This window comes from bacterium, from assembly GCA_036504735.1.
In the GTDB taxonomy this organism is placed as follows: domain Bacteria; phylum Electryoneota; class RPQS01; order RPQS01; family RPQS01; genus DASXUQ01.
The window spans coordinates 496,705-514,772 of record DASXUQ010000010.1 but is presented as its reverse complement, the minus strand read 5'-3'; the positions used below and the strand labels follow the sequence as shown (position 1 = coordinate 514,772).

15 protein-coding genes are annotated in these 18,068 nt (G+C 58.5%); 11 read left to right on the top strand and 4 right to left on the bottom strand.

The annotated features are described in order from the left end of the window. On the top strand, window positions 1–238 hold a 238-nt coding region (locus tag VGL38_11520; protein HEY3296055.1), incomplete at its 5' end, for a T9SS type A sorting domain-containing protein. Window positions 239–927: 689 nt separating this feature from the next. On the opposite strand, the gene VGL38_11515 is transcribed toward VGL38_11520, so the two are convergent. Then, window positions 928–1,791 carry a sigma 54-interacting transcriptional regulator gene (locus tag VGL38_11515; protein HEY3296054.1) on the bottom strand — a complete coding sequence of 288 codons (864 nt, stop codon included), beginning with the start codon at window positions 1,789–1,791 and terminating at the stop codon, window positions 928–930. Window positions 1,792–1,814: 23 nt separating this feature from the next. After that, window positions 1,815–2,819 carry a hypothetical protein gene (locus VGL38_11510; GenBank protein HEY3296053.1) on the bottom strand — a complete coding sequence of 335 codons (1,005 nt, stop codon included), beginning with the start codon at window positions 2,817–2,819 and terminating at the stop codon, window positions 1,815–1,817. 806 nt (window positions 2,820–3,625) lie between these two features. Here VGL38_11510 and prfA point away from each other — a divergent pair. From prfA to VGL38_11460, 10 genes are all read left to right on the top strand, one after another. After that, window positions 3,626–4,705, top strand: coding sequence for a peptide chain release factor 1 (gene prfA, locus VGL38_11505; protein HEY3296052.1), 1,080 nt, complete (start codon window positions 3,626–3,628; stop codon window positions 4,703–4,705). Further along, window positions 4,702–5,610, top strand: a complete 909-nt coding sequence (prmC, locus tag VGL38_11500; GenBank protein HEY3296051.1) for a peptide chain release factor N(5)-glutamine methyltransferase — start codon at window positions 4,702–4,704, stop codon at window positions 5,608–5,610. The genes prfA and prmC overlap by 4 nt, the downstream gene beginning before the upstream one ends. 120 nt (window positions 5,611–5,730) lie before the next feature. Next, window positions 5,731–8,316, top strand: a complete 2,586-nt coding sequence (locus VGL38_11495) for a cation-translocating P-type ATPase (GenBank protein HEY3296050.1) — start codon at window positions 5,731–5,733, stop codon at window positions 8,314–8,316. A gap of 46 nt (window positions 8,317–8,362) precedes the next feature. Continuing rightward, window positions 8,363–10,420, top strand: coding sequence for a thioredoxin domain-containing protein (locus VGL38_11490; protein ID HEY3296049.1), 2,058 nt, complete (start codon window positions 8,363–8,365; stop codon window positions 10,418–10,420). 13 nt (window positions 10,421–10,433) lie between these two features. Next, entirely contained in the window at window positions 10,434–11,054 is a 621-nt protein-coding gene (locus VGL38_11485) for a hypothetical protein (protein ID HEY3296048.1), read from the top strand. An 8-nt stretch (window positions 11,055–11,062) separates the two neighbouring features. Continuing rightward, complete coding sequence (tgt, locus tag VGL38_11480; GenBank protein ID HEY3296047.1) at window positions 11,063–12,226, top strand: tRNA guanosine(34) transglycosylase Tgt; 1,164 nt, start codon at window positions 11,063–11,065, stop codon at window positions 12,224–12,226. Beyond that, window positions 12,223–12,588, top strand: a complete 366-nt coding sequence (gene yajC, locus VGL38_11475; GenBank protein HEY3296046.1) for a preprotein translocase subunit YajC — start codon at window positions 12,223–12,225, stop codon at window positions 12,586–12,588. The genes tgt and yajC overlap by 4 nt, the downstream gene beginning before the upstream one ends. A gap of 44 nt (window positions 12,589–12,632) precedes the next feature. Beyond that, window positions 12,633–13,169 carry a peptide deformylase gene (def, locus tag VGL38_11470; protein HEY3296045.1) on the top strand — a complete coding sequence of 179 codons (537 nt, stop codon included), beginning with the start codon at window positions 12,633–12,635 and terminating at the stop codon, window positions 13,167–13,169. Window positions 13,170–13,184: 15 nt separating this feature from the next. Then, window positions 13,185–14,111, top strand: coding sequence for a methionyl-tRNA formyltransferase (gene fmt / locus VGL38_11465; GenBank protein ID HEY3296044.1), 927 nt, complete (start codon window positions 13,185–13,187; stop codon window positions 14,109–14,111). Window positions 14,112–14,131: 20 nt separating this feature from the next. After that, window positions 14,132–14,827 (top strand): zinc metallopeptidase, encoded by a 696-nt coding sequence (locus VGL38_11460; protein ID HEY3296043.1) that lies wholly within the window; start codon window positions 14,132–14,134, stop codon window positions 14,825–14,827. A gap of 70 nt (window positions 14,828–14,897) precedes the next feature. Here VGL38_11460 and VGL38_11455 read toward each other — a convergent pair whose 3' ends face one another. After that, window positions 14,898–16,967: an ATP-binding protein gene (locus tag VGL38_11455; GenBank protein ID HEY3296042.1), complete on the bottom strand. Its 2,070-nt coding sequence runs from the start codon at window positions 16,965–16,967 to the stop codon at window positions 14,898–14,900. Continuing rightward, window positions 16,964–18,004, bottom strand: a complete 1,041-nt coding sequence (locus VGL38_11450; GenBank protein HEY3296041.1) for a GntG family PLP-dependent aldolase — start codon at window positions 18,002–18,004, stop codon at window positions 16,964–16,966. The genes VGL38_11455 and VGL38_11450 overlap by 4 nt, the downstream gene beginning before the upstream one ends. Between the last annotated feature and the right edge of the window lie 64 nt (window positions 18,005–18,068).

The following is an 18,068-nucleotide window of genomic DNA, read 5'->3' as shown; positions in this document are numbered from 1 at the left end:
CCCCAATCCCTTCAACCCCACCACCACGCTATCCTTCACGCTGCCTGCATCCTCCGAGGTCAAGCTGGAGGTCTTCGACGTGTTAGGCCGCAGTGTCTATCAGCAAAACTTGGGACGGCTGACTGCCGGAGAGCATCAGCATCGCTTCGATGCATCGGCTCTGTCTTCCGGCATCTACTTTGCCAAATTGCACACCGCTACCTCATCCCAAATCCGCAAACTGGTGTTGCTGAAATAGGCTGGGTAGCGGCGCGATTCATCGCGCGGTCTTGTCTTCCCGAGGCTCAGCCTCCCGCCTGCACCATTTCTCCCCAAATCTCACATCCCCTCCCTTCCGCAAAATCAACAATTCCGCCATTCCCGGTCTGGATCCAAGACCCCATGTCTGCGAGAATTGCGCATTAGTTCAAATATCCGTTGCTACCCCCTACCCTCCCGGTGTATATTAGGACGAGCGCACAGAACCCCCTTCTGATTCCCCCCCACCCACTCGGCACCACGCTCCCGCGTGGTGCGGGTACGAAATCCAGCACGCGGGAGCGTGCTGGATAGTGGGCGTGGGAGCAGAAAAGCGCCATGCATCCTCCTGCCTTAGCCGGGCATGCGAACTCCCATGACGCATGCCGCGGCGAAGCACAGGTCCGCCGCGACGCTCAAGCTTCATCCCCCGCAGCAGGCTGAAGTCCTTCCCCCACGTTGTGGGGGAAGTTAGATGGGGGTGAATTTCAGCATTTTCCTAAGGTAACGGAGTTCGTTCGGTACAAAAACATTTTCCTGTTAAGAAGCCCCTTTTGCACCCAAGGCAAGGTGAAGTCCAACCAAGTCTCAAGTCTCTGGTCTCGAGTCATCCGTTCTTCATTATATGAAAAAGCCGCCAACCCTTTCGGGGCCGGCGGCTCTTCGCGATCCTGATTTGACCGCAGGAAGTTATCGGTTGTGATTCACCGCCATCGTCGGTTCGGCGGCAGTCACGCGCAGTTTGCTCAGCAGGGTTTGGAATGCGCCCTTGATCGTGGCCGGCGTGCCTTCGGGGACGAAGTGTTCGCGGATGATCTCGGGATTGAACTCGCCGCCGGAGAGCACCATCACACTTTCGATGTGGTTGCGCAGTTGGCGCACGTTCTCCGGCCAGGCCACGTTCATCAGCAATTCCATATAGTGATACGGTACCGCCGGCATTTCGATGCGTTCGCGCGACGACAGTTCCCGCAGCACATTGACCACAAGATCGGGGATGTCCTGGTGCCGCTCGGACAGACTCGGCAGACACAGGGTGGTCTCGGTGAGCCGCGCGAACAGCGGCTGCGAGAACTGGCCCGATTGCATCAGCTTTTCGATCTCGGAACGGTTGCCTGTAGAAATCAGGCGGCTGGTAATGATGCGGGTCTCATAATCGCCGGTGGTGAATCGTCCGAGCTCCAGAACCTTATTCAGTCTCTCCTGAGAGACCGGGTTGAGATCCTCGAGATCGGTGAGCAGCAGCGTGCCATCGGCGGACTCTTCGAACTTTCCGACGGTCCCCGTGCGCTCATCCCCGAAGAGCGTTCGATCCAACACGTTCACGGTCAGCAGATCGCATCTCACCGTCACGATGGGATGGGCGCTGCGCGGGCCTTCCTGATGCATGACCCGGGCCATGAACTTGCGGCCTGTTCCTTCTGCGCCGTCCACAAAGGTGGGCCGGCTGTCAGCAGCCAACCGCTTCGCCGTCGCCACCACCTGGCGCATCGCACTGCTGTTGGCGATGACCGTTTCAAAGGTGTGCCGGATGTCCAGTCGTCTGCTTTCCATGTTTATCTCCTAAATCCGCTTCATTACTCAGTCATCGAGTCTTGACGTAAGTTACTTGTCTTTCCCGCTATGGGCGCGCGAACTCTGGGGGAGGTCCGCTTCACCGTCATCGCTTGCCGACCCGCCCCAAGGAATATCCGTTTGCCAACCTTCTCCGGATCAAAAAAACACCATATGATAACGCGATCAAAGATACCGACGCGGCGGCCAACGTTAGGATTGTGAGATAGGCATTGGGACTCATAGTAGTGCGCGATGGTTTGTGATTTGAACTTCAGTCTCAGAAGCAGTGTGATGATCGCCACAACCGCAATGACGCTGTTGGCCCACTGTGTCATGTTGAGCAGTTCGACGCTCTTTACCCTCGACACGATCTCGACCGCATCAATCAGGTATAGCATTCCGAACAGAAAGAGTAACGTGTCAGCAAATACACCAATCGGTCGATCTGTCCGTAACTTGTGCAGAAAGAATGCCATCAGCATCAGCAGGGATAATATGTTCACCACCAGCGCGGCATGCAGGATGGGATTGTAGAAGGTGTCTGCACTTACGGCGGTGGGCTCAAACCACAACGAGCGGGGCGACCACCAATAGGGCCAAAACAACCAGGCGCATGTGGGCAAAACAACCAGAGATGCCAGCAGGTTGATCGCCCAGCGCTTTTCATCATGAAACACGTACGTGAACAGGATTTTGGCTGCCGCCCACAGAAACAGAGCATGGACCGCGCTGGTCTCATACATATACGCAATGGAAGCCGCCGTAGGGCCATTCCAGTAGGTGATATGATATAACACGGGTGCCGAGACGGCGATCAGGGCAAACAGGATCCAGAATTGAAAGAAAACGCTCCTGAAGTGTTTTTCCTGGCGGTAAGCCAGAAAACTCAGGAGCGACAAAAAACCGAACTGGACGATGTTCAGGACGAAGCCAAGGTTCGAATCAAGTATGGGCAACGGCAAAAAGAGCAGGGTATAGCCGAGCAAACCGGCAATCCCTGCCGCATACAAAACAAAAAGAACCACCAGCACCTCCACGGTGACGTGGCTGGTGCTGCGGTCCTATTTGCCAGAAACGAAAAGTTTCCTGGATCTTACTTCGAGGGCGGAGGCGGCGGAGGCGGCGGGAGAACCGGAAGGATACCCGTCGTCTGATCACCATTTCCTACCTTCGACGGTGGGGGCGGCGGAGGAGGCGGGAGCACCGGCAAAATCCCCGTCGTCTGATCACCATTACCGATTTTGCTCGGCGGAGGTGGAGGAGGCGGAGGGAGAACCGGCAAAATGCCCGACACCGGTCGCACGACACCGGGAGTACCGGCACCAGCTACGCTCGGAACGAACGCAAAACACGTGCCCGCCATGCTGGTTGCAAAAGCAAACAGAACAACCAAAGCTAAAAGTTTCTTCATCGTGGACCTCCGGAATGTGCACATAGTCAAAGACCCGAAATCGAAACGCCACTTACGAATCCGCAGACAATATAACACGCCACCGATAAAAAAGTCAAGCAATTTCTACTAATGCTTTAAGAATTCTTAAAGTTATCCACATATCCACGGCGAGACCCGGTACGTTCATTGAAGACACGTTTATCCAAAAGGAAACTCACGGAAGGTTATCTGGGTAAGAGTAATAAAGTTATAGTCGAAAGCTCGAGCCGCTGGTCCACTCCCACTCTTCCGTTGAAATGTCCAGCCAATTTGGCTATATTCTGTATTGGCGAAATGGCGACGGAGACTTTGAATTGGCCCCATCGTTTAACCAGTATTCTTGGCATCAGTCTAAGGAAAACGCCCCGCGAAGCGCCGGGGACTTGAGATAACACACGCATGATCAATAATTTAGATAGCATTCTCGAGAAGCACCGCCGACTGAACGACGAACTGGCTAAACCGGAGATTTCTCTTGATCCGGCGGCATCTATGCCTCTATTAAAGGAGATCAAGGACCTCACGCCTCTCGTCGAGCGCATCGAGCACTTCCACATGCTCAGCGACCAGCTTGAGCAGGCCAAGCAAATGGTGGAAGTGTCCGAGTCTGAGCTGAGAGATTTGGCGCAGGAAGAAATCACACGCTTGAATCAGGAACTGCATGGCATTTCCGAGGAAATAAAGACTCTGCTGCTGCCCAAGGATGAGGCGGACGAACTCAACGCAATCCTCGAAATCCGAGCGGGGACGGGCGGTGAAGAGGCGGCTCTGTTTGCCGCTGATCTTTACCGGATGTACATGAAGTTCGCTGAACTAAGGCGTTGGAAGTGGGAGCCCGTTTCTTTGTCCGAAGCCGAAGCAGGCGGAATCAAGGAAGTGATTGTGGAAGTGCGGGGGCATGCGGTCTATGGCACCCTGAAGTGGGAGAGCGGGACACACCGCGTACAGCGCGTTCCCGCAACCGAATCACAAGGGAGAGTCCATACTTCAGCGGCGACGGTGGCCGTACTTCCCGAGGCCGAAGAGAAGGACGTACATCTTCGCCCCGAGGATCTGAAGATTGACACCTACCGGGCATCCGGCGCAGGCGGACAGCATGTCAACCGTACCGAGTCGGCCATTCGGATCACCCATTTGCCCACGGGCCTGGTGGTCGCGATTCAGGACGAGCGCTCGCAGCTCAAGAACAAGGCGAAGGCGATGAAACTGCTTGCCTCGCGTCTGCTGGCCAAGACCCGCGAAGAGGAAGCATCCAAAATTTCCGCCAACCGCAAGAGCCAGGTGGGCTCGGGCGACCGTTCGGAGAAGATCCGCACCTACAATTTCCCCCAGAACCGGATAACGGATCACCGCATCGACCTGACGCTCTACAAGCTGGACAAGGTGATGGAAGGGGATTTGAACGAGATCATCGAAGGGCTAAGGATCGATGATCGAACGCGGAAACTGGAGCAGGGAGCCGAGGCCGCGGCAAAATGAGCGATCAGGTTTGGACGCTCATGGAGATTTTGAAAACCGCGCACCGCTATCTTGAGGAGAAAGGCATCGAGAGCCCGCGGCGTAACGCCGAGGCGATGCTGGGCAAGGTCATGGGGCTGGCGCGGATTGATTTGTATTTGCAGTTCGACCGGCCGCTTTCTGCCGAACAGGTGGCCGCCTTCCGCGACCTGATGCGCCGCCGGGCGCGCCGCGAACCGTTGCAGCTCATTTTGGGCGCGGTGGAATTTTGCGGCGTGACATTGGACGTCTTCCCCGGTCTGCTGATTCCCCGTCAGGAAACAGAGGAACTTGCCGATTGGGTGGCGAGTGAAATTTCGAAGCTTCCGGCTGGGACTCCCCTGCGGATGTTGGATATCGGATCAGGCACCGGATGTCTGTCCGTAGCCATCGCCGCCCGCGTGCCGACCCTGACCGTCGACGCGGTAGATATCGATTTTGAGGCCGTGCGCTGTACAAGTCGCAATGCCGAGGCCAACGGAGTCGGCGAGCGAGTGCAGGGAATTCTGGCCGATGTTTTTTCGGAACGGTTTATCACGCTGCTTTCGCCGCCGTACGACGTGATGGTGTCCAACCCGCCGTACATTTCCGAAAGCGAATTCGCCGGGTTGGACCCTGAAGTGCGCGACCACGAGGCCAAACACGCGTTGGTCGCGGCGGATAACGGGCTGGCATTCTATCGAAAAATTGCCGGACTCCTCCCTACCCTGCTCCGTCCAGACGGACTGCTGGCCGTGGAAATCGGCTCGACGCAAGGACGCGCCGTGGCGGAGATCCTTCAACCTGCCTTGACTTCTGTTTCCGTTCGACAGGACATCGCGGGGTTGCCGCGTATCGTAACGGGCAGACTTTCGCTGGAGCAATCATCAACCATCCTTATGCCATAACGAGCCGCCCCGCGGCTCTGAACCTGCTTTCTCTTCCCGTGCGGACCGCGGCCTTTGCGGCCCGGCCAGACGGAGGCCCCTATGGTTAATACAGTCGAGGACCGTACGTTGCCGTCCGCGATGATAGACGGAAGCGCCGCCGAATTTGACGTCCGTGCCGTACGCGGCCTCAGCGAGCAAGAGGCGGCGCGCCGGCTTGTGGAAGAAGGGTATAATGAGTTGCCTTCCTCCAAGCGCCGCAGCATCTTTGCCATTGCGTGGGATGTCGTGCGCGAACCCATGTTCCTGCTGCTGGTCGCATGCGGAACAATCTATTTGCTGCTGGGGGACTTGGAAGAAGCCCTCATGCTGCTCGGCTTCGTCTTTGTGGTGATGGGCATCACGCTTTATCAGGAGCGCAAGACGGAGCGCGCCCTTGAAGCGCTGCGCGATCTGTCCAGTCCGCGCGCGCTGGTCATCCGGGATGGAGAAGAGCGGCGCATCGCGGGACGAGAGGTTGTGCGCGGGGACATGCTGGTTTTGAGGGAAGGGGACCGCGTTCCGGCGGACGCGCTGCTGGTCTGGTGCAGCAACCTTGCCGCGGATGAATCCCTGCTGACGGGAGAATCCGTTCCCGTACGCAAAGCGGCCGCCGAACAGGACGCCCCCCTGAGTCGCCCCGGCGGTGACGATCTGCCTTTTGTTTACTCCAGCACCCTGATCGTACAGGGACGCGGCGTGGCCGATGTGAAGTCGACGGGGCCGCGCACCGAGATCGGCAAGATCGGCAAGGCCTTGCAGTCGGTAGGTGAAGAACAGACCTATCTGCACACGGAAACCGGACGGCTTGTCCGGAATCTGACGATCCTCGGACTAACCCTGTGCGTGCTCGTGGTCGTTGTGTATGGCTTGACGCGCGCCGACTGGCTGACGGGTCTCCTGGCAGGCATCACCCTGGCAATGGCGACACTGCCCGAAGAAATTCCCGTCGTGCTCACGATTTTTCTGGCGCTCGGGGCTTGGCGCATATCGCAGAAGCAGGTGCTCACGCGGCGGGTGCCGGCCATTGAGACGCTGGGTTCGGCCACGGTTCTGTGTGTGGACAAGACGGGAACGCTCACACTGAACCGCATGTCTGTGGCCGAAATCTTTGCGAATGGGCAATTCCACGATGTCGGGTCGCCGCAAGGATTGACGGAACCGCTCCCCGAAGCCTTTCACATGCTGGTCGAGTTTGGAGTGCTGGCAAGCCAGACCGATCCGTTTGATCCGATGGATAAGGCGATTCGACAACTGGGACTGCAGCATCTGGCGGAAACAGAGCATCTCCACGATGACTGGACGCTTGTGCGCGAGTACCCCCTGTCCAAGAGCTTGCTGGCTCTGTCGCACGTCTGGCGGTCGCCGGACGGTGAGGATTATGTGATAGCGGCCAAGGGTGCGCCGGAGGCGATTGCCGACCTTTGCCATTTTGACGAGGCGCAACTCCGTGATCTGTCGGTGTCCGTGCGGACCATGGCCGATAACGGATTGCGAGTGCTGGGTGTGGCCATGGCGCGGTTCCGGTCGGATACGCTGCCCGGGCAACAGCACGATTTCGAGTTCAAATTTCTGGGTCTTGCCGGACTGGCGGATCCGGTCCGTCCCACCGTGCCCGCCGCGATACGGGAGTGCTACAGTGCGGGAATTCGAGTGGTGATGATCACCGGCGACTACGCCGGCACGGCGCAGAACATTGCCCGGCAAATCGGACTCGAGCACACAGACCTGTTCATTAACGGACCCGAATTGGATTTGATGGACGAAGCGGTGTTGCAGCAGCGGATTTGCGACGTTAACATTTTCGCGCGGGTCGTGCCGGAGCAGAAGCTGCGCATTGTCAATGCCCTCAAGGCTACGGGCGAGATTGTCGCCATGACGGGAGACGGCGTGAACGATGCGCCGGCGCTGAAGTCCGCGCATATCGGGATCGCGATGGGAGGACGCGGAACGGATGTCGCACGCGAGTCGGCGGCACTGGTGCTGCTCGACGATGATTTTTCCTCCATTGTTCAGGCGGTAAAGCTTGGCCGGCGGATTTTCGACAACATCAAAAAATCGATCATCTACATTTTCGCGGTGCACGTGCCGATTGCCGGAATGTCGCTCATTCCGGTCATTTTGAAGTGGCCCCTCGCGCTGCTGCCGGTGCATATTGTCTTTCTGGAACTCATCATCGACCCGGCGTGCAGCATTGTTTTTGAAGCAGAGCCGGAGGAAGCGGACGTTATGCAGCGTCCCCCCCGCCGGGCCAAGGAGCCGCTGTTCAGCCGTCAGTCATTGATTGTTGCCTTGCTTCAAGGTGCGAGCGTCCTGCTGATTGTACTGGCGATTTACGGGATCGCCTTGGCGAGTGGACAGGGAGACTTGCACGCACGCGGCATGGCGTTCATGACCATGATCATTGCGAATCTGGGCCTGATTCTGACCAACCGCTCGCGGACGCGCACGATCTGGAGCACACTGCGCACACCGAACACCGCCCTGTGGTGGATACTCGGTGGCGCCGCCACGTTCCTGTTTGCGGTGCTTTCGGTTCCCTTTCTGCGGAACATGTTCCATTTTGACGCGCTGCATTTCGAGGACATTCTTCTCTGCCTGTTCGCCGGCGTAGTCACCGTACTCTGGTTTGAAACTCTGAAGTGGTTCAATCAGCGGCGGGCACGCGCGGCAACACATTCATCGTGAGATGATTTGCCTGTGACGGCCCGTATAACGAACAGGACCTGACCGCGTGTCTCCAAACGCTCTCCTTCATGAAGCCAGCCCCTATCTGCGGCAGCACGCCCAGAATCCGGTGAACTGGCTGCCGTGGGGTGATGCGGCCTTTGAGCAGGCAGCGAGGGAGAATCGTCCGGTCTTCCTGTCTATCGGCTATGCGGCCTGCCACTGGTGTCATGTGATGGCGCACGAGTCCTTTCAGGATGCGGATATTGCCCGCGCCCTTAATGAGAACTTTGTGTGCATTAAGGTGGACCGGGAAGAGCGGCCCGACGTGGACCACTACTACATGCAGGCGGTGCAAGGCCTGACCGGACAGGGCGGCTGGCCCCTCTCTGGCTTTCTGACGCCGGACAAGAAGCTGTTCTTCGGCGGGACCTATTGGCCGCCGCGGGCGAAATGGGGCAAGCCCGGGTTTCAGGACGTGATCGAAGCGGTGGCCCAATCGTGGAGGGACCGGCCCGGTGATCTGATGGCCGGCGCAAATGAACTGCACGCGGCGCTGGGCGATCTGTCGGTGATCCACAGTACGGGTGAGCCACTTTCAGCGGATCTGTTAGAGAAGGCCGTGCGTGACGCCGAAGCAACCTTCGACCCCGTGCATGGCGGATTCGGTCCGGCTCCGAAATTTCCCCATGCTTTGCAGCTTTCGCTGTTGCTGCGAATCGCTGCACAGGCGGGGCATAAGCGGGCGCGGGAGATGGTGATGCATACGCTGCGGCAGATGGCGCGCGGCGGGATCTATGACCAGATCGGCGGCGGCTTCCACCGCTACTCGACGGACGGGCACTGGCTGGTGCCGCATTTCGAGAAGATGCTCTATGACAATGCGCTGCTTTCACCGGTGTATTTAAATGCCGGGGTTCTGACCGGCGACGCGGAACTCTTCCGTATCGGCAGGGAGACTCTGGATTGGGCGCTGCGGGAGATGACGGTGGAACGGGGCGGATTCGCCTCATCCCTCGACGCGGATTCGGAAGGCGAAGAGGGCGCGTTCTATGTGTGGACTCCGTCGGAAGTCGAAGGAGTTTTGGGCGCGGAGCGGGGACGCCGCTTCTGCCGCATCTATGATATTGCCGCGCCGGGAAATTTCGAGCGTGAGCGGTCGATCCCCAATCTGACACGACCGGTGGCCGATTGGGCGGATGACTTTGAGATACCCGCAGCGCAGTTGGAAGGCGAGATCGCCGAGGACCGCCAGGTATTGCAGCATGCGCGCAACCTGCGGGTGCGTCCGGAGCGGGACGACAAGGTGCTGACCGACTGGAACGGGTTGATGATCACGGCCCTTGTCCGTGGGTTTGCCGTGCTGAATGAGACGCGGTACCTCGACGCGGCGCAGACCACAGCCGACCGGTTGCTCGGCGCTTTCGAAAACCGGCAGACGCTGGCGCATTCGCAGCTTGAGGACCGGTCCAAAGAAATTTCGTTGCTGCTGGATTATGCGACTCTGGCTGCAGGCCTGCTGGATTTGTATCTTGCGACAGGCACGGAGCGGTGGTTCGACGGCGCAGTGGCGCTTGCGAGCCGGCTCGACGAGCTGTTTGCAAATCCGCAGGGGCCGTATGTCATGAGCGCTCAGGGTGTTGCCGGAGATCCGTTTCCTGATCCTTATGACAATGTGCTTCCGGCAGGCTCCTCTGTTGCGGGAACACTGGCAGCGCGTCTGTACTACCTGACAGGAAACAATGTTTACATGCAGCGTGCTGTAGCGCAGACGCAGCCCCTGGCGGCGTTGATGCGGGCCACGCCGGCAGCCTTTTCTGCCGCGCTGGTGACGGCAAGCCTGCTGCAATCTCCTCCGGCTCAGCTTGTGCTGGTGGGTGATCACCAACGGGAGTTGTGGAGAGCGGCACAGAGCGTGTTTGTTCCCACGCTGGACTGTCTGTGGCTGAATGAAAGCGACCGGCAGCCCAAAGACTTGAGCGCACTACTGGAAGGCAAAGTGACGCCGGGCGGCAAACCTACGGCCTATCTTTGCCGTCACTTCAGTTGCAGCTTGCCGGTGCATTCGGGCGGCGAATTGAAGGCGCAACTGGTGGACATTCAGCAATCAAAGACGGCGCTTTGAGGGGAGCAGATTTATGGCGGCAATCGTTCGGACTGTGTTTGACCGGCTGGCTGGATTCCGGTCTGCGATCCCGTATCTGACTGCATATGCGGTGATCAGCGCCCTCTGCATGCTGGTGTATCTGGAAACACAGCAGTCGTTGCGATTCAATGCCAATGATCCGCAGATTCAGATGGCGGAGGATGCAGCGGCGGCAATGGCAGATGGGCGACTTCCGGCGCTGGGATCAGAACAGATAGAAATCTCCCAAAGTCTTTCGCCGTACACCATCGTCTTCGACAACAACGGCCATGTGGTCACATCCAACGCCGTGTTGGACGGCCGAACTCCGTCGCTTCCGCCCGGAGTATTCGAGTGGGTGAAGCTCCACGGTGAGGACCGGATTACCTGGCAGCCGCGAGCGGGCGTCCGCAGCGCACTGGTGGTGACGGCGGGGCACGGCCCGAATGGCGGTTTTGTTGCGGCAGGCCGCTCGATGCGCGAAGTGGAGCAACGCATTGCTTATGCAGGGCAGGCGGCGGCGGCCGTGTGGATTCTGCTGCTCATCGGCTCGACCTTAGCAATCCTTTTTTATCGCCGGCTTGGGCGATCCATCACATCACCGGCAGACGGACACTTGCGCCCGAGCCGCTAAACAGGTTTATGCACCAACCCCATCCCTTTCATGTTCTGCTGAACGACGCGTCCGGCACACAGGCGCGTCACGGACGTCTCGAGACCGGGCATGGCCTGATCCACACACCCTGTTTTTTCCCCGTGGGGACGGTGGGGACGGTCAAGACGCTGACGCCCGACGAACTGGAAGGCGCCGGTGCGCAGGCGATTCTGGCAAACAGCTATCACCTGTATCTGCGGCCCGGCCTGGATATTTTGAAAAGCGCCGGCGGGCTGCACCGCTTCATGAAGTGGATGCATCCGATTTTGACCGACTCCGGCGGCTATCAGGTGTTTTCGCTGGCAGAGCTGAAGAAGGTGCGGGAAAACGGTGTGGAGTTTCAATCGCACATCGACGGCAGTTACCACACGTTCACGCCGGCAAAGGTGATTGAAATTCAGCGCGCCATCGGCAGCGACATGACGATGGCACTTGACTTGTGCGCGCCGTACCCGTGCTCGCACGGGCAGGCGAAGGAATGGCATGAAATTACCGCACGCTGGGCGGCGTCGGCGAAGACAGCAGATGCGGAGATGCCGGTGCTGTACGGTCACCGGCAGAATCTCTGGGCGATCATGCAGGGGTCCGTATTCGAAGACCTGCGGCGGGAGTCCGCGGCGGCGCTGGTGGACATGGACTTTCCGGGCTATGCGATCGGCGGTCTGGCCGTGGGCGAGCCCAAATCGATTTTTCGCGATATGGTCGCGCTGTCCGCGCCACTGCTGCCTGCTGCAAAGCCGCGCTATCTGATGGGCGTGGGATTCCCCGAAGACCTCTTGTACTGCATCGCGCAGGGAATCGATTTTTTCGATTGCGTCCTGCCCACGCGCAATGGGCGCAACGGCACCGCGTTCACATGGAACGGAAAACTGATCGTCAAAGCCGCGCGGGAGAAAGAACACTTTATCCCGATCGATGAGTCCTGCGATTGTTATACATGCCGCACCTTTGACCGCGCCTACATCCGTCACCTGTTTGTGGCGGAGGAACTGCTGGCGTTGCGGCTGGTCTCTTTGCACAATGTTCACTTCTATCAGTCGCTGATGCGCGCCGCACGCGAGCACATTCAGGCGGGGGATTATGGTCCCTGGATGGAAGCGACTCTTGCCAACTTTCAAACGGTTGAACCCTCAAACTTGGAGTTACAATGATGAAGTTCAGTCCCGCACTTCTTTTGGTTTCCAGCGCATACGCCCAGGCTCCCGCCGGCGCTCCGCCTGCAGGCGGTTTCAGCCTGCTCGGCATGATGCCGTTGCTGCTGATTGTGGTGGTCATGTATTTTCTTATGATCCGCCCGCAGCAGAAGAAGCAGAAGGCGCACCAGGCGATGATCGCCGCTGTGAAACCGGGAGACGAAGTGGTGACGGCCGGCGGCATGTATGGCACGGTAGCCGGCGTTGACGATAAGAATAATACGGTGTATCTGAAAGTCTCGAACGACGTAAAAATCCGCATCGAGCGTTTCTCGATAGCCCGCGTCGTGACCGACGAGCCGAACAGCGGCTCGAAGTGACGCGGCTGATGGCGGGGTTTTGGTCTCAGCAATAGGACATGACTATGGGTAAGGAACCGAAGGTGCTCGAAATCATCAAGTATGGCCACCCGACGCTGCGCGTCAAATGCGAGCGCGTCACCGAGTTCAATGAGGAACTGCGGGAGCTGGCGGACTCCATGTTTTTGACTATGGCTGAGAATGAAGGCGTCGGTTTGGCTGCTTCGCAGGTGAACAGGCGGATTCAGATGCTGGTGGTGGGTGTCCCGATCAAGGATTCGGATGAAATGCTTCACCTCGCCATTGTCAACCCGGAGATTGTGGAAGGCCGCAGCTCTTGGGACTATGAGGAAGGCTGCCTGTCCATTCCGGATATTCGCGAGAATGTGACTCGACCGGAAATCATCAAGCTGAACTATCAGGATCTCGAAGGCAAGCCGCACACGCTGGAAACCGGCGGAATGCTGGCGCGAGTACTGCAGCATGAGATCGATCATCTGAACGGCATTCTGTTTGTGGACCGTCTGTCGCCGATCCGCCGCGCGCTGCTGAAGAACCGGCTGAAAGACCTGGCTCGCGAAACATCCAAAGCCCTATCCTGAGCATAAGGAGCGAAGGTGCGCATTGTCTTTTGCGGTAATCCGGAATTTGCCCTGCCCACCCTGAACGCGCTTCTGGAAAGCCCGCACGAGGTGCTGGCGGTGGTGTGCAGCCCTGACAAGCCGAGAGGACGTGGCCGGAAGGTTCAGCCGCTTCCAGTTAAGGAGCGCGCGCTGGAAGCCGGATTGCCCGTGCTGCAGCCTGCATCGCTCAAAGATCCGGAGTTTCTGGAGCAAATTCGCGCGATGAATCCGGACTGCTTTGTTGTGATCGCCTTCCGGATTCTGCCACGGGAGATGTTTGCATTGCCGCGACTCGGATCGTTCAACGTCCATCCTTCCCTTCTGCCCCGTGGACGGGGACCGGCGCCGATCCGCTGGACGTTGCTGCGCGGCGAGCAGGAAACGGGCGTCACCATTATTCATCTTTCGGAGACGATTGATGGCGGCGACATTCTGCGGCAGGAACGAACGGACGTCTTGCCCAGTGAAAACTACGGCACACTGCACGACAGGCTGGCGCGGTTCGGAGCGAAGTTGCTGGTTGAAGTTCTGGATGCGTATGCGCGAAACGAACCGCCAAAGCCGCTGGTGCAGGACGAATCGCTGGTGACGAAGGCTCCGAAGCTGTTCGGCAAGGATTTCGAACTGGATTGGAAACTGACCGCAGAAGAGATTCTGAATCGCGTGCGCGCTTTCAGCCCTGATCCGGGAGCGATGACGCTGTGGAACGGCACGCGCTTCAAGATTCTGGATGCGGAAGTCGCAGAGCAGGATGGTTTGGACGGTGGACGGCTCATCAAACCCGATGAAAAGCGTCTGTTGGTTGGAACCGGGCATGGAACGCTGAAGTTAAATAGTGTTCAACCCGAGGGAAAGCGGGCGATGACCGTCGCGGAGTTTTTGCGCGGACGCCCCACCCTTCCCCTAAAGCTGGGCGAGTGAAGAATCGAGGATAGTCTATTATGTTTCCCTTTTTCTTTGACCCGACGTGGGCGCTCATTCTGCCGGCGCTGGCACTGGCAATCTGGGCACAGTTCAAGGTCAAGCGCACGTACGAAAAGTATAGTCAGGTTGCCAGCCGTTCGGGAATGACCGGTGCGCAGGTGGCACGGCGCATTCTCGATTCGCAAGGCCTGAACAACGTCCAGGTGGAATCGGTGGCGGGCGCGCTCACGGACCATTATGACCCGCGAGACAAGACCGTGCACCTTTCCGAACCCGTGTACGCGTCTAACAGTCTGGCCGCCTTGGCGGTGGCCGCGCATGAGACAGGACACGCTGTGCAAGATCAGATCGGTTATGCGCCGATGAACCTGCGGGCGAAACTGGTTCCTGTGGCGGGGTTCGGTTCCGCGCTGGCGTTTCCGCTGTTTTTGATAGGCTTCATGTTCGGCAAAGGCAGCCTGGCGTGGATGATGGATTTGGGCATTATTCTGTTTGCCGGTGCGGTGTTGTTCCATCTGGTGACGCTGCCAGTGGAATTCGATGCTTCACGGCGCGCCATGGCGATTCTGGCCAACGGCGGCTATCTGGCGCCGGATGAAGTCTTTGAGGCAAAGAAAGTGTTAAAAGCGGCAGCATGGACCTACGTGGCAGCAGCCTCGATGTCTGTGCTGCAGCTTGTTCGGTTGCTGATACTGCGTCAGTCGCGAGACTAATCGGCAGATCACTCCAATGCAAAAGGGCGCACCGTGTGGTGCGCCCTTTGCGTATTCCATGCCTTCGCGCCTATGCTGCGGGAAGACTGACCGTAAACCGTGCGCCCTGTGATTGGGCGGACTCGACCGCAATCGTGCCCTGATGCATCTCAATGATATTTTTGGTCAGATAGAGTCCAAGGCCCGTGCCCGTGCCCGAGACGCGGAACGTGAAGAACGGCTCGAAAATCTGCGCGACGTGCTCGGGAGCGATACCGACACCGCTGTCCTGCACATTCAATTCCACGCGGTCATCCTTCGCGGCGGAGGTGATCGTCAGATCGCCGCCGTTGGGCATGGCTTCGATGGCATTCAGCGTCAGATTCAGAATCACCTGCTGCAACTCCTGAGCGGACCCGGCGACCGAGGGCAAGTCTTGTGCAAGTTCCAGATGGACTTGCACATTGTGTTCCCGAATCTGCTGCTGCAGAAGCGCGATGACCTTCTGCACAAGGCTGTTCAGGCTCACGGGCATGCGAGCGGCGGGAGCGGTGCGGTTCAGGTCCAGCATGCTGCCCACGATGTGGCGCAGGCGCTCTACACTCTCCTGAATCAATTCGAGATTTTCGGCAGGATCTTCATTCGTGGCGATCTTTTGTTCCACCGTCTTCAACTGGGAGAGCATCGCCTGAAGCGGATTCTTGATTTCGTGGGCGACACCCGCAGCAATCTTTCCGGTGGTCGCCAGCCGCTCGGACGTCACCAATTGCTGCAAGAGAGCGCGGTTCTCGGTGATGTCCCGCGCCACGCCCTGCGAGCCTTTGCGAATTTCTCCCTGCCGGATCACGGAACGATGAATCATCAGCGTGCGCTTGTCGCCTTCCCGCGTCAGCACCTCAACGTAATGCACCGGCTGGTCGCTGTCGGCGGATGTCAGCTCCTCGATAGCGCGGCGGTTGATGGGGTTTTCGGTAACAAGGTCTTCAAGGAGGCGGCGCAGAGTGCGGCCAATGTAGTTATCGCGCACATAGCCGAGAACGCGGGTGAACGAATCGTTCAGAAACGTCAGGCGATCCTGTTCATCCGCGAGATAGACGATGTCGGTAGACGCATTCACAAGCTGGTTGAAGCGTTCAGCCGTGGTTTGCAGGTCCGCCGCGGCTTTCGCCGCATGGGTCTCCGCTTCGTCTGTACGGCGGGCCAGAGTCAGGCGAAGCTGATTGGCTGCCAGTTGCTGGGCGGCGTGCGCAAGCAGTGTTTCTACCATCCGCACGAGATCCAACGACGGGCGTTCGCTTCCTGCGGCAGATTCCACGGTTAAATAGCCCAGGAGCGCGCCATCCTGCCGGAAGAGCGGAACAAACGTAACGTCCATCCGTTCGGAGCGGCGCGGTGCATAGATCGCGGATCCGACGCGCTCCTCCACCCGATCAAATTCCACCGGACGCAGGGGCTGTCCTTCCAGCGCCTGCATGGCGTTGCGCTGCGCGTCCGTCAACTCCGCCTGCCACATTCCCGCGTGCCGCACGATAAACTTCTCATCCGAAATGACCATCGCGGCGCGTTCAAAAGCGCCGGCATCCACCAGCGCCCGGCAGATGTATTCCAGCACCGCATCCGCGGTCTCGAGTTTGGCAATCTGCGGAGCGGCAAAATAGAGATGCGACATGATGTCGCGGAGGCGCACGCCCTCCCCCTGTTCCGCAAGCCTCTCCGCCAGCGCCTGATTGGATTCTTCGAGGCGGTGGGCATACTCGCGGTTACGAATCTCAAGTTCCTTGTGCTGCGCGGCGCGTCGAACCAGAACCGCGATCTCCTTCAGAGACGAAAACGGTTTCTGGACAAAGGAGAATGCCTGATCGGCAAAGCCGGCGATCACATCATCCAGATCGGCCTGACCCGACATAAGAATCTTGGCCATATCGGGAAAGCGCCGATTGAGTTCCTTCTGCAGATCATGGCCGTTTGCGCCGGGCATCTGGACATCAAGCAGCGCCACATGAACCTGCTCCAGCCGCGGAAGCGCGAGCGCGTCTTCCGCATTCGCTGCCGTGAATACACGCATTCCTGTCTGCTCGAAGAATGCCTTCAAGAGTTCAAGAATATATTCGTCGTCATCAACGACAAGGACTGTGAGTACAGGTTCGGTAATTCGGTTCACGATTCCAGTTGTTTCAGAATTATGTCTGCGGCCGGTTTGATGGCCGCGGCGGGTACGTCGAGATGAGTGACAAGACGAAATCTGGTCTGGCTTTCCGGGAAGAACAGCACGCCCTTTTCCGCGCACGCCTTCGCCAGTTCGGGCGCCGAGACGTTGCCCTCAAGCAGTGTGACCATCATAATGTTGGTCTGCACCGGCAAATCGATTTTGACCTTGCCGCTCTCCAACAGGATCTTTGTCAGCAGAGCGGCATTGGCGTGATCTTCCGCAAGACGCGCGCGATGATGGTCGAGCGCATACAACGCCGCTGCGGCGAGGATGCCCATTTGACGCATGCCGCCACCGAATAGTTTCCGGAAACGATGGGCGCGTTTGATAAATTCTTTTGATCCTGCAACCGCACTTCCTACTGGAGCGCCGAGTCCTTTGGAGAAGCAGCAGGACACGGTATCGGCGCAGGCCGCGATGTCAGATTCGCTACGCCCGCAAGCCACAGCGGCATTCCAGATGCGAGCGCCGTCCAGATGTACTACGAGGTGATGCTTCTTCGCCGCCTCGCGGATACGCATCAATTCGGACGTATCATACACTGCGCCACCGGCGCGATTGTGAGTATTCTCCACCGCGACCATAGTGGTTTGCGGATAGTGCGAGGCTCCGCCTCGAACAGCGGCAGCGACCTGTTCCGCAGTAATCTGTCCGCGCACTCCCGGCAGAGGCCGAAGCTGTACGCCGGCAAGCATGGACGGCGCGCCGCCTTCATAATTGAAGATATGCGCATTTTCGTCGAGCAGCACTTCATCGCCGGGGCGAGTCTGCGCGGCGATGCAGACTTGATTTCCCATGGTGCCACTGGGAACAAACAGCGCGGCTTCTTTTCCAAGAATCCCGGCCACACGTTCCTGCAGCCGGTTAGCGGTCGGATCTTCGCCGAATACATCGTCGCCCACCACCGCATCCGCCATAGCTTTACGCATAGCGGGGGTTGGGCGGGTGACCGTATCGCTGCGCAGATCAATTGGGAACAACTCGCTCATTGTAATTCTCCGGTTCACTACTGAAGGCAAAAGCCACGCCGCGCAAAACAGGATCGCAACGGTG